We start from the raw sequence: 11929 nt of genomic DNA, 5'->3' as shown, positions 1-11929 counted from the left end.
CCCTACGGGGAGGACCGGGCACCGGCGCGCGTGGGCATCACTGCGCGGAGCCGGGCCGAACCGGCGGCCGGCTCGCGGCCTGCGCGGGGCCGGGCTCGCGGTCGGAGGCGTCACGGTCGACGCCGCCGTCGAAGTCGCCCCCCAGCGCCGCGGCGATCCGCAGGTGGGACTGCGCCTCCTCGCTCCGCCCCTGTCGCTCCAGGGTGCGGCCGAGCATCAGCCGGGCGTAGTGCTCCACCGGGTCGCGCTCCACGATGACGCGCAACTCGGCCTCAGCGCGGCGCAGTTGGGCCGAGTGGTAGTAGGAACGCGCCAGCAGCAGCCGCGGCCCGGTCTGCTCCGGCGCCTCCTCGACCAGCCCGCTCAGGACGCGCGCCGCGGCGGTGTAGTCCTTGGCGTCGAAGAACAGCCCGGCACGCTCCCAGCGCTCGGCCGGGGTTCCGTGGTCGTAGTAGTACGTGGTGTCCACTCGTGACCTCCTTCGACGCCGACAACGGACAGGGTTGCTTGAATATTCCACTACTTGCCCGGAGTGGCTCCCGGAGGCGGGCGGGTGCGGCCGGCCGGCGCCTCGGCCACGGTTGACGAGCCGGAGGGCTACCGACTGCTGGAGGGCGTGCCGCGGCGGGTCGGCACGCCCTCCAGGACGGCGCGGCCCGCGTAGTGGGCAAGGCCGATGACACGGCCGTCGGCAGGAGGCGCGGTGGCTGGTGGTCGGGACCGCTCCGTCTCGTGAGCGTTGGCGTGGTCGCCGGCGGCGTCCGCCGATGCGGCGAGGGGCGTGCCGGGGAGGATCGTCGGATCGCGGGTGAACGCGCGGGTGCGCGGACCGTCGAGGCCGTCGAAGAGCTCCGGCAACTGCCCCGGGAGCACGTGAACGACGTCGATCGCCCGGCGGGCGACCTCGGTGCCCCGTTCCGTGAGCGCCGGTTGCACGGCGTGCGGGTCGCGCGGATCCCGGGTGCGTTCGAGGAGGCCGGCGGCCTTTGGCGTGCGGTCGGCCGCGACGCACCGCGCCACGCGGGGCTAAGTTGTGCGGCATGAGCAATCTTGAGCGGGAGGCCGTTCCGTCCCTGTGCGGAGGGCGCGGCTTCGTGGTGACAGAGCCGGTACGGGAACTCCTCAGCCCCCGGAAGGTCAGGCTCGGAGAGTCCAGCGAGGTCCGGCGGCTGCTGCCGAACCTGGGGCGGCGCATGGTCGGCGCCTGGTGCTTCGTCGACCACTACGGTCCCGACGACATCGCCGACGAGCCCGGCATGCAGGTCGCACCGCACCCGCACATGGGTCTGCAGACGGTGAGCTGGCTGCACGAGGGCGAGGTCCTGCACCGCGACTCCACGGGCAGCCTCCAGATGATCCGCCCGCGCGAACTGGGCCTGATGACGTCCGGCAGGGCGATCAGCCACTCCGAGGAGAGCCCCCGACCGCACGCCCGCTTCCTGCACGGCGCCCAGCTCTGGGTCGCCCTCCCGGACGGCCACCGCCACACAGACCCCCGCTTCGAGCACCACGCCGACCTGCCTGTCGTCACGGCGCCGGGGGTCGACGCCACGCTCATCCTCGGCAGTCTCGACGGCGCCACCTCACCCGGCACGGCCTACACCCCGATCGTCGGCGCCGACCTGTCCCTGGCGGACGGCGCGGACGTCCGCCTGCCGCTGGAGCGCGACTTCGAGTACGCCGTCCTCGCGATGTCCGGCGAGGTCCGTGTGGACGGCGTACCGGTCCTGCCGGGCTCGATGCTCTACCTCGGCTGCGGCCGCGACGAACTGCCCCTGCGCGCCGAGTCCGACGCGTCCGTGATGCTCCTGGGCGGCGAGCCGTTCGAGGAGGAATTGATCATGTTCTGGAACTGGATCGGCCGGACTCAGGAGGAGATCGAACAGGCGCGTCGGGACTGGATGGAAGGGACGCGGTTCGGGGAGGTCAAGGGGTACAACGGGGGTCCGCTGCCCGCCCCTGAGCTGCCGGCGGTGCCGCTGAAGCCGCGTGGAAGAGTCCGTTGACCTGCGGGAATGCCTGAGACTTGGCGACCGGTGAGCAGGAGGCGGCCAGGTGTCGGCTCCCGTTTGCGATCGCTGGCGGGAGGGCGGCTCAGAGGGTTGCGGGGCTGAATCCGCGTGGCGGACGATTCCAAGGTGTGGCCGTCTGTGGGCAGCTGTGGCAGGACTCTTGCCGACCGAATGCTGACTTTGCCGACACCTGGTCAGCCGCGGTCAGAATGCTCTTCTCGCAACTCCGTCAGGTGTCGTGGCCTCAGCAGGTTACGGCGGGGTCGGGCGAATACTGACTCGGGGCACGGTCCGGCCTCGCCGGGGTCGCAGCGCGACGCTCTCGTTGTATGGCGTTGTAGAGAGGCGACAAGGCCGAGTGTCGTCAACACTTCGCATGCCGCTCCATAGAGAAGTGCGACCGAGAGTGCCAGTAGGTTCTTGGTCTGCTGGTGGTACAGCGCTTGCGAGCCCCTGAACTGCAGTGATGGTGTAAGAGGCGGCCTTTGCGGCTCGGTTGGTCCGCGTATGGTCCGGATCTTTCCTGTCGGCCGGCTCCGGCACAGGCCTCATGCCCTGCTAGTCGGCCGCGCCTACGACCACGACAAGTACCGTCGCCTTCTCTAGCCTCAATACCGGTAACTCAGGTGCATTCTGGTCGTTGTTGGTGGTATGCCGAGAGCGGGTCAGCCGAAGTCATCTGATGGGCATCGGCGACTTCCTCCCGGCATCCTTCTGCGAACCACCCCCGCGTCGGCGGGGACCACACCTGGTCGTACTCGACGAGCGCCTCCAACGAACCACCCCCGCGTCGGGGGACCACTCGTCCTCGACGGTCTCGATCACCTGCATCACCGAACCACTCCCGCCGACGTGGGGGTGAATCGCCGACGGGGACGTAGCCCGAGGGCCGTGCACCGGCAGGGAGGACAGTAGGTCGCCCTTGTCGCCGACGGTCGGCACCGCGATCCCGGCGGCGACGGTGAGGATGTGAGGATGACGATGGACACCGGCGGGCCGGGATCACGGTGGCGGGATTCGGGAAGAACACCATCGGGGCCAGGCCGGCAATGATCAGCGGGTCATGAGTCACCCGCAGGATGACACTGTTGTCAGGCATGATGCGCGGCATGCGCGCGGGCGACTGGAACCAGGGAACCGGTGAGAATCGGCGCGGTCCTGCCGCTGTGACCGGGAAGCGCACCCCTTCGTGCCACGGTTGTCCGGCCAGAAGGTGGGGCGAGCGGTGATCCGGCAGCCAGGAGACTGGCTGCCGGATCACCGTCTGTCCGGGGCGTGGTGGCTGCGGTCTCGGGGTCAGCGGAGTCCGGTCACCAGGAGGACTTGGTCACCCCGGGCAGGAAGCCGGCGTGCGCCTGCTCCCGGGCGCGGACCCGGGAGAGACCGAACTTGCGCAGGTAACCACGGGGACGGCCGTCCACGCTGTCGCGATTGCGCACCCGGGTGGCGCTGGCGTTGCGCGGCTGCCGGCGCAGCTCCGCCAGGGCGATCCGGCGTTCGTCCTCGGTCGACGAGGGGCGGCGGATGATCTCTTTGAGTTCGGCCCGTCGTGCGGCGTACCGCTCGACGATCTCCTTGCGCTTCTCGTTCTGCGCGATCTTGCTCTTCTTCGCCATCAGACCTTTCCTCCGCGTGCCCGGATCCGTGCCACGGCCGCCTCGATGCCGATGGCGTCCACCGTTTTGATCGCCTTGGCGCTCAAGGTCAGACGGACGTTGCGCCCCTCGCTCGGGAGCCAGTAGCGCTTGCGCTGGATGTTCGGGTCGAAGCGGCGCGAGGTGCGCCGGTGCGAGTGGGAGATCTTGTTGCCGAAGCCCGGCTCGGCGCCGGTCAGTTGGCAGTGGGCGGACATGGATGGTACCTGCCTCTCTGCAGCTCTAGTTATTGGTAATGACAATCGTTCCCATATACTAGCCTCATGGCACGCACCGAACTTCGCCCGGTCATCAAACTGCGCTCCACCGTGGGCACCGGCTTCACCTACGTCACCCGTAAGAACCGGCGCAACGACCCCGACCGGATGGTGCTGCGCAAGTACGACCCCATCGCCCGCCGCCACGTCGACTTCCGTGAAGAGCGCTGAAACCCTCCTCCGTCCCACACCCCTGAAAGGCTTTCCTCAGCCATGAAGCCCGGCATCCACCCCGCCTACGGCCCCGTCGTGTTCCGTGACACCGCTTCCCACCACGCCTTCCTCACCCGCTCCACGATGACCAGCGACAAGACGATCGAGTGGGAGGACGGGCGCACCTACCCGCTCGTCGACGTCGAGATCTCGTCGGTGAGTCACCCCTTCTACACCGGCACCGCCCGCGTCCTGGACACCGCGGGCCGGGTCGAACGCTTCGAGCGCCGCTACGGAGCCCGATGATGGAGCAGGACCTTCGGCTGCCCGTCGTTCTCGTGGCAGGGCTCCATGCGGACGCCCGCAGGGAGGTTGTCGACCGGCTTCTGAGGGCCGTACCCGGCAGTGTCGCCCTGCACCACGATCTGACCGGCGCGGGCAGCGGAACCGTGCGCCGCCTGATCCGTGACGCCTCCGGCGACCTGTCCCGGGGGGAAACTCCGCTGGTCAACGACTGCGCTTGCTGCGCGCTGCGCGAGGATCTCGTCCCCGAGCTGGGGCGGCTGGCCGGCAGTGGCCTGACCCGGCTCGCCGTCGTCGAACTGTGGGACTCGGTCGAGCCGAAGGGGATGGCGGAGGTCGTCGCGGCTCACGGGGACGGGGACCTGGTCCTCACAAACGTGATCACCGCCGTGGATCCCGCGCTCGTGCTGCCCTACCTGGCCAACGGCGACGACCTGGCCCAAGCCGGCCTGGAGGCCGCCCCCACCGACCAGCGCACCGTCGGCGACACCTGGGCCCGCCAGCTGGAGTACGCGCCCGTTCTCGCCCTGGTCGACAGCGAGGACGCGGACAGCGAAGACCGCGCGCTCCTCAAGCAACTGCACCCCACCGCCCGTCAGGTGGCGGCGGACTCCGGCGAACTCGCCGCCATGGCGTTCGCCGGTTTCGACGTCGAGTCGGCGGCCGCCGCTCAACATCCGGCGTGCGCCCTGCTGCCTCAAGAGGCCGACGAGGCCGGAGTGGCCACGCTCGTCTGGCACCGCCACCGGCCATTCCACCCCGGGCGCCTCTACGAGGCACTGGAGGACCTGTGCTGCGCGGCCGCGCGCAGCCGCGGCCGGTTCTGGCTCGCCGACCGCCCCGACACCCTGCTTGCCTGGGACGCCGCAGGCGGCGCGCTGTGCGTGGAGGACGCCGGCCCGTGGCTGGCCTCCCTGCCCGACGCCGACTGGGACATGGTCCCACCCATGCGGCAGGCCGCCGCCTCACTGGACTGGCACCCCGAACACGGCGACTGCTGCCAGCACCTCGTCTTCACGTCCCCGGGACTGGACCGCGAAGGACTCGGACAACTCCTCGACTCCTGCCTGCTGACGGATGCCGAATACGCTGCCGGCCGCGAGGCGTGGAAACACTTCCCTGCCGCCTTCGACACCCTCCTCAACCCCGCCTGACCTCCCTTATCACTTCCTGCACTCCAGCACTCCAAGGAGCAACACCCATGGCGCGCCGCCTTGAATCACACAAGCCCGTCAAGTCCCGTCCCAACCCGCTCGACGCTGCCGGAATCACTTATATCGACTACAAGGACACCGACCTGTTGCGCAGGTTCGTCTCCGACCGTGGCAAGATCCGCAGCCGCCGCGTCACCCGTGTCACCGCCCAGCAGCAGCGCAAGCTCGCCGCCGCCATCAAGAACGCCCGCGAGATGGCCCTACTGCCCTACACGGGAACATCCAGCAGCCGCTGACACCCGGGAGTGCGCGTATGCCCTTGACGTCGGGAACCGTGTACGTCGCGGACTGCCCCTTCGAACACCGCGGCGCGGCGCTGCCGACAACGGCTGGAGCGCGGAGGCCGTCATGCACTGCGTACCCTCCAGTGCGTACACCAGGACGCCCTCCCCGGTTCGTTCAACGACCCACCGTGCGGTCATCACCAGATCTTGACCGTCCGGCTGCTGTGCGGCCTTACCCCGCCAGGTGTACGAGGAGGCGTCTCCACTCGACACCCGACTGGACCTGAACCCGGACCCGGTCGACCTACCCACCGACCCAGGGCCTGTCCGGCGGCCAGTTGCAACGCGTCACTCCTGCCCGTGTGCTGACAACCCGTCCTGTACCGCGGGTCCGCGACCAGATGACCCCCGCTCCTGGCCCGAACATCACCCGCGCGACGGTGCTGTGGTCATGTTCCGGATCCTCACGGCGAGGCCTGGGGCGTGATCCGCATGGGTCACCCCCAGGCCATACACCGCGATGCGACGAAGCAGGTATGACCGTCTTTGGGGCGCGGTCACCCCGGTGCTGCGGCCGTCCGGCGGATGGACCGGTCGCGTCCTGGTGGGATCACCTCCCCACCGGGTCCCCTTCGGCGCCGTCGTCCTGAGTGCGCAGCATCGTGTGGCCGCCGTGGTGGAGTGGTGTGTCCAGCTTCGAGCGGGTCACCTCGGAGGCCGTCCGGGCGTCGAAGACGTGAACCTCGCCGTGGCCGCCGCGAGTGACGGCAACCCAGTCGGCACCCGGCGAGGCGGCCACCGCACGGCGCTGGACGCCCTCCCAGGGGGTGCCTCCGCGTCGGGGAGCCCCGTCCATGGTGCTGAGAGGGGCGCGGCGTACGGTGCCCTCGGCGTCCAGCAGGACCAGTTCGTCGCCGTCCGGGTGGATGCGGGTGAACGCGGTGTGGTCCTTGGCAAGGGCCAGCCGGAAGACCAGCCCCGGACCGAGGTCCGTCAGGGTCGTGCGATCCGCTTCCAGATCGTGGCGCCACGCCTGATTCGTCCACTCCGGCCAGCGCAGCGGGTCCGCGGGGCCGCCCCGCAGGGTCGACCACAGCGCCCGTCGCCGAGGGTCGAACCGTAGGTACCAGCCTCGGGCGGACGAACCCCACGGGAGCGTCGGCTCCGGAACGAGTGCGTCGCCCTCGCGGCGCGCCCGATGCACGCCCTCACCTGTGGCCGCGAACACATGGGCGCAGTAGGGAGCTTGGGCGTCACCGTGCCCGTCGTCCGGCAGGGCGAGGTCCGCGTGGGGCGTGACCGGAGGACAGCCGGGCTGTGAGTCGAACAGGTCGGCGAACCGGTGGACGGCGAGAGCGCCGGGTTCCCGGTGTCGAAGGACGACCAAGGGGTCGCCTGTGCCCATGACCGTCACACCGGGCTCGCCCACGCGGATGCGTACCCGCGTGGCGTCTCCCGTGGCCAGGTCGACGACCGTCAGTACGTCGGACCACGGACTGCTGTTCTTCCCCAGACCCGTGGTGACGGCCACCCACCGGCCGGACGGGTCGCAGGCGAGGTGCTCGGCCGGCCCGGCGACCGGTACGGCGGTTTCCAGCAGCTCGGCGCCGAAGGGGTCGAGTACCAGAAGCTCGCCCCTGCGGTCGTCGACGCAGGCGGTCCTGCCGCCCGACAGTGCCAGGAAACCGGCGTGTTCGGAGAGATGGCGGCCGGTGAGACGGTGCGTCTCCACGCAGTCCGGGACGGTCAGCACGTGCACGGATCCGCCTGTGTGGTCGGAGACCAGCAGGAGTGGGCCGGCGTTCATCGAGAACCTCCCTGATAGACCATCTGATGAAAATGATTATCGTCATGTATCTTCGGTGTGTTCCAGGACCATGAGAAGAAGCGAGGGCATCGATGCCGGGCTCACCGTCGAGATTCGTCCGCACCTGGATCGCTGCGGCGATAGCGGGTTCCGTCCTGGTCGGGTGCGGTGCGTCCACCGAACCCGCGAGCGAAGAGACCGCAGCGGGCGATGCGAAGACCGACGTCACTGTGGAACCCATCAAGGCGACACGTCAGTTGACCGACGCGAACGGCGTCAAGATCGCCCTGAAGCAGGAGCCGGAGCGCATCGTCTGCCTGTTCGCGCTCTGCGACGACATCCTGACCGAGCTGGGCATCGTCCCCACGGCCACGAACAACGCCCTCCTGGCCCAGCCCGGATTCCTCGGGGCGGAAAGGGCGAAGGAGGTCGATGTCGTCCCCGGCGGCTTCATCGCCCCCGAGGTGGAAGCGATCCTCTCCCTCAAGCCCGACCTCGTGATCGGCCTGGAGGACACCCACGGCAAACTTGCCCCTGCCCTGAGGGGCGCCACCACGTTCTGGCCTATGCAGCCCGAGGAGTGGCAGGACAGCGTCGGTTACCTGCGCGACGTCGCCGCGCTCACCGGCCGCACCGCCGAGGGCGAGAAGGCCGAGAAGGCCTTCCGCGCCAAACTCGCCGACGCGGAGCGGACCAGGAGCGACAAGACCGCGCTCATCATCTACGGCAGCGACGAGAACTTCGGCGTCGCCACCCCGGGGACGGACGTGACCGCGGGACTGTTCCCCAAGCTGGCGGACTACCCCTGGAAGTCCCGCGGTGTGGAGGGGAGTTACAGCCTGGAGGAGATCCTCGCGCGCGACGTGGACGTACTGTTCGTCGAGACGATCAGCTTCGGCGAGCCGGACGGCAAGCTGTCGCAGAAGCTGGCGAAGAACCCGCTGTGGGGGAAGATCCCGGCTGTGCGGAACGGGGAGGTTCACGAGGTGAACTCCGAGGTGTGGGCCAAGGGGCGGGGCACCCGCTCCCTGGGCATCGTCCTCGACGAGGCCACGGCCGCCCTGCGGTGACCGCACCGACCGCGACCGAAACCGCGGCCGGTGACGCGACCTCGCACGGGCGGTGGCCCGTACGGTTCCCGTGCCACGGCAGACGAGGGCAACTTCTGGTGGTGACAGTGCTGTTGGTGGCAGCGTCCGCAAGCATGCTGAGCCTGGGCACGCCCTACGTCCCACTGCACCGCCTGCCCGGTGTGCTGCGGGAAGGGGACAGCACGCTCGCTGGGGTCGTCGTCACCGAACTGCGCGTGCCCCGGCTGATGTTGGCGTTGATCGCCGGGGCCTGTCTGGGCGTGGCGGGGCTCGTGCTGCAGGAGGCGTTGCGCAACCCGCTCGCCGTCCCCGAGATGCTGGGTGTGTCTTCCGGGGCCGCGCTCGGGGTCGCCGCGCCCCTGGTGCTGGCGGTGTCCATCCCCGCCGCCGTCCAGCCCCTGCTGGCCATCGGCGGGGCCGCACTCGGCGGCGCGTTCACGCTGCTCGCCGCGGGATTGGGGCGCAGCCCGTCCGCCGTACTGCTCACCGGGGCCGCGGTCGCCGCCGCTCTGCAGGCCGCGCTGCTTGTGCTCATGGTCATGGCCGACCAGCTGGACCTGCAGCTGATCTACCGGTACCTGCTCGGCTCGCTGTCCGCCCGTACCTGGGACGACGTGACGGGGTTGTGGCCCTGGCTGGTCGTTGCGGCACCCGCGCTCGTGTTGTGCGCGCCGGTGCTCTCGGTGCTGCGGTTGGGGGACGAGGACGCCGAGGCGTTGGGTGTCCGTGTGCACCGTGCCCGGTTCGCCGCGCTGGCCATCGCCATCCTGCTGATCGCGCCCGTGACGGCCGTGTGCGGTCCGGTGGCGTGGGTCGGGTTCCTCGCCCCGCACTTGGCGCGGCGGCTCAATCCGTCTGCGGACGCCGTGCGTTGGCTGCCCTGGTCGGCTGCCTGGGGTGCCGTCGTGGTGGCCGTTGCCGACGTGCCGGCCCGGCTGGCGCTGGCGCCGGTGGAGACACCTGTCGGAGCCTGGACGTCCCTGTTCGGTGTGCCCGTCGGTGTCGCCCTGCTGCGGTCGGGGAAGCGGAGGCCGAGAGCTGCGCAGCCAGGAAGACGCGGGGACGGGGAGATGCCCGAGGACGACGGTGCTTCCGGCACCCCCCTCCCGGCCAGGGGGACAACCACATCGGAGGAGGCCCGGTGAGCCGGCGGTTCTGGGCGCTCGCCGCGCTCCTCGTCGTGTGCGCCTGCGGGGAGTTGCTGGCCGGACGCGGCATGTCGCCGACCGTGGTCCGGGAGGTCCTCGGCGGGGGCGGTGACGCGACGGAGCGGCACATCCTGCTCCAACTCCGCCTGCCCCGGATGCTGGTGGCCCTCGGTGCGGGGGCGTGCCTCGGCGTGGCGGGACTGGTTCTGCAGTCCGCTCTGCGCAACCCGCTGGCCGGACCGGAGGTCACGGGCGTGACTCCGGGCGCGGTGCTCGGAGCGGTCACCGCGACCGGTCTCGGGCTGGCGGGCTGGGAATCGCCCCTCGCGGTCGTCGTCGCGGCGTGTCTGGGCGGGTTCACCGGGGCCGCGTTCCTGTGGCTGCTCGCCGGGCGTGGCGGGGGCGATCCCGCGCAGACCGCCGTCTACGGGGTGCTGGTGTCGGCGGTGCTCGGCGGGCTCACCGCCATGGTGCTGCTGGTGGCGCCGGGGGAGCTGGGCAGTGTTGTCCAGTGGCTCGTCGGTACGACGGAGGGCCGGGTGTGGCAGCACTGGCACCTGTTGTGGCCGTGGGCGTTGGGCTGGGGCGCGCTGGCGTGGCTGCTGGCGGGACCGCTGACCCTGCTGCGCTGCGGTGACGACATCGCCGGCGCGGCCGGGCTGTCCGCCGCACGGGCCCGGACCCTCGCCCTGCTGTGCGCCGTGGCACTGACAGCGGGGGCGGTGGCTGCCGTGGGGGCGCTGGGTTTCGTCGGGCTGCTCGTGCCGCACCTCGCGCTGGCCCTGTTCGGCGCGGACCTGCGGGTGACGCTGCCCGGTGCCGCCCTCGTGGGGGCGGCCGTGGTGGGCGGGGCGGATGCAGCGGCGCAACTGGCCTCGCGGCTGCTGGCCGTCGTGCTCGACAGCAGCAGGCTCACGCTGCCGGTCGGTGCGCTCACCACCTGTCTCGGAGCCGTGCTGCTGCTGGTCGTCGTACGCCGGGCGCCCGGCCGAACGTTCTGATGTCGACGAAGGACAGAACATGACCGAACCCTTGGGTATTCGCGCCGAGGGAGTCCGCTTCGGCTACCCCGGCCGCGCCGTGCTGCGTGGCGTCGACGTGACGGTCGAACCGGGTGAGCTGACCGCCCTCATCGGCCTCAACGGCTGCGGCAAGTCGACGCTGTTGCGGCTGGCGGCCGGCCTGCTGCAGCCGGACGAGGGTCGCGTCCTGCTCGGGGGCGACGACCTCGCCGGGCTGTCCCGGCGAGCCACCGCCCGCCGGGTCGCGCTGCTGCACCAGTCGGCCCCGACCGTCCCCGGCATGACCGTCCGGCACCTCGTCAGGCAGGGGCGGTACGCGGCACGCGGTCCTCTCGGCATGCTGCGCGAAGGCGACGACCCGGTCGTACGGCGTGCGCTGCTCGACGTCGGCGTGGAGCAGTGGGCCGACCGGGACGTGGACGCGCTGTCGGGGGGTGAGCGGCAGCGTGTCCGGCTCGCGATGGCGCTCGCGCAGGACACCCGCGTCCTGCTGCTCGACGAACCGACCACCTATCTGGACCTGCATCACCAACTCGATGTGCTGCAGACCGTGGTGCGGCTGCGTGAGGAGCGAGGGCTCACCGTCGTGATGGTGCTGCACGACCTGGCCCACGCGGCCCGGTTCGCCGAGCGGATCGTCGCCCTGCGGGACGGCCGCGTGGTGGCCGACGGAACCCCGAAGGAGGTCGTCACTCCCGGGTTGCTCGCGGATGTGCTCAATGTGGCGGGCCGGGTGGGCCGGGACCCCGAGGGTGGCTGGCCGGTGTGTTATCCAGATCACCCTCTCCCAGGGGTAGAAAACGATAATCATATTCAGTAAATTGTCATGTGGCGCTCAAGGAGCGCTGTACTTCCCTTGCGACAAAGGAGAGTTCATGGACAACGAACAGGTCTTCGCCCCGATCGTCGACCCGGGTCAGCTGGCCCACGACTCGGCCTCCCACTCCAACGCGCTCGTCGAGAACCCCTTCGACGACTCCGAGGAGTAAGCGCGGGCCAAGCACCCTCGACCGTGGGCCCGCCCGCCCGTCACCGTGCGGGCG

The 11929-nt window shown here is 70.5% G+C and carries 14 protein-coding genes, 2 pseudogenes and 1 riboswitch; of the genes and pseudogenes, 10 read left to right on the top strand and 6 right to left on the bottom strand.

The window, feature by feature from the left end; translation table 11 throughout:
* Positions 1–127: 127 nt before the first annotated feature.
* Positions 128–469: pseudogene (locus ACFWVE_RS33635) on the bottom strand (tetratricopeptide repeat protein); the annotation flags it as partial.
* A 128-nt stretch (positions 470–597) separates the two neighbouring features.
* The gene (locus tag ACFWVE_RS33630; protein WP_384022614.1) at positions 598–1020 is read right to left on the bottom strand and encodes a hypothetical protein; all 423 of its coding nucleotides are present in this window, start codon (positions 1018–1020) and stop codon (positions 598–600) included.
* Between the two features lie 20 nt (positions 1021–1040).
* Here ACFWVE_RS33630 and ACFWVE_RS33625 point away from each other — a divergent pair, with 20 nt between their 5' ends.
* On the top strand, positions 1041–2006 hold the full coding sequence (locus ACFWVE_RS33625) for a pirin family protein (protein WP_384022611.1): 966 nt from the start codon (positions 1041–1043) through the stop codon (positions 2004–2006).
* Positions 2007–2900: 894 nt separating this feature from the next.
* Here the strand turns inward: ACFWVE_RS33625 and ACFWVE_RS33620 are convergent.
* The 3 genes and pseudogenes from ACFWVE_RS33620 to rpmB form a co-directional block, all read right to left on the bottom strand.
* Positions 2901–3072, bottom strand: a pseudogene (locus tag ACFWVE_RS33620) (sodium-independent anion transporter); the annotation flags it as partial.
* 28 nt (positions 3073–3100) lie between these two features.
* Positions 3101–3281, top strand: a riboswitch (cobalamin riboswitch).
* A 41-nt stretch (positions 3282–3322) separates the two neighbouring features.
* Positions 3323–3628, bottom strand: a complete 306-nt coding sequence (rpsN, locus tag ACFWVE_RS33615) for a 30S ribosomal protein S14 (protein ID WP_384022608.1) — start codon at positions 3626–3628, stop codon at positions 3323–3325.
* Positions 3628–3864: a 50S ribosomal protein L28 gene (gene rpmB / locus ACFWVE_RS33610; protein ID WP_384022605.1), complete on the bottom strand. Its 237-nt coding sequence runs from the start codon at positions 3862–3864 to the stop codon at positions 3628–3630. Before rpmB ends, rpsN begins: the two co-directional genes overlap by 1 nt.
* A gap of 66 nt (positions 3865–3930) precedes the next feature.
* Between rpmB and rpmG the strand changes: the two genes are divergently transcribed.
* Genes rpmG through rpsR form a run of 4 tightly spaced genes read left to right on the top strand, consistent with a single transcriptional unit; the run spans position 3931 to position 5830 of the window.
* Positions 3931–4095 (top strand): 50S ribosomal protein L33, encoded by a 165-nt coding sequence (gene rpmG / locus ACFWVE_RS33605; RefSeq protein WP_384022602.1) that lies wholly within the window; start codon positions 3931–3933, stop codon positions 4093–4095.
* 42 nt (positions 4096–4137) lie between these two features.
* Entirely contained in the window at positions 4138–4383 is a 246-nt protein-coding gene (locus tag ACFWVE_RS33600) for a type B 50S ribosomal protein L31 (RefSeq protein ID WP_384022600.1), read from the top strand.
* On the top strand, positions 4380–5534 hold the full coding sequence (locus ACFWVE_RS33595; RefSeq protein ID WP_384022597.1) for a CobW family GTP-binding protein: 1155 nt from the start codon (positions 4380–4382) through the stop codon (positions 5532–5534). Before ACFWVE_RS33600 ends, ACFWVE_RS33595 begins: the two co-directional genes overlap by 4 nt.
* Positions 5535–5581: 47 nt before the next feature.
* Positions 5582–5830, top strand: a complete 249-nt coding sequence (gene rpsR / locus ACFWVE_RS33590) for a 30S ribosomal protein S18 (protein ID WP_384022594.1) — start codon at positions 5582–5584, stop codon at positions 5828–5830.
* 598 nt (positions 5831–6428) lie between these two features.
* Here the strand turns inward: rpsR and ACFWVE_RS33585 are convergent.
* Positions 6429–7625 carry a hypothetical protein gene (locus ACFWVE_RS33585; RefSeq protein WP_384022591.1) on the bottom strand — a complete coding sequence of 399 codons (1197 nt, stop codon included), beginning with the start codon at positions 7623–7625 and terminating at the stop codon, positions 6429–6431.
* A gap of 92 nt (positions 7626–7717) precedes the next feature.
* On the opposite strand from ACFWVE_RS33585, the gene ACFWVE_RS33580 reads away from it, so the two are divergent.
* From ACFWVE_RS33580 to amiA, 5 genes are all read left to right on the top strand, one after another.
* Positions 7718–8695 carry an ABC transporter substrate-binding protein gene (locus ACFWVE_RS33580; protein WP_384022588.1) on the top strand — a complete coding sequence of 326 codons (978 nt, stop codon included), beginning with the start codon at positions 7718–7720 and terminating at the stop codon, positions 8693–8695.
* A 134-nt stretch (positions 8696–8829) separates the two neighbouring features.
* The gene (locus tag ACFWVE_RS33575) at positions 8830–9861 is read left to right on the top strand and encodes a FecCD family ABC transporter permease (protein ID WP_384022617.1); all 1032 of its coding nucleotides are present in this window, start codon (positions 8830–8832) and stop codon (positions 9859–9861) included.
* On the top strand, positions 9858–10865 hold the full coding sequence (locus tag ACFWVE_RS33570) for a FecCD family ABC transporter permease (RefSeq protein ID WP_384022585.1): 1008 nt from the start codon (positions 9858–9860) through the stop codon (positions 10863–10865). The genes ACFWVE_RS33575 and ACFWVE_RS33570 overlap by 4 nt, the downstream gene beginning before the upstream one ends.
* A gap of 19 nt (positions 10866–10884) precedes the next feature.
* Entirely contained in the window at positions 10885–11706 is an 822-nt protein-coding gene (locus ACFWVE_RS33565) for an ABC transporter ATP-binding protein (RefSeq protein ID WP_384022583.1), read from the top strand.
* Between the two features lie 55 nt (positions 11707–11761).
* Entirely contained in the window at positions 11762–11875 is a 114-nt protein-coding gene (gene amiA / locus ACFWVE_RS33560; protein WP_384022579.1) for a streptamidine family RiPP, read from the top strand.
* Positions 11876–11929: the final 54 nt, after the last annotated feature.

Source organism: Streptomyces sp. NPDC058632, assembly GCF_042717095.1.
Lineage (GTDB): Bacteria > Actinomycetota > Actinomycetes > Streptomycetales > Streptomycetaceae > Streptomyces.
This window is presented reverse-complemented; position numbering and strand designations above follow the sequence as displayed.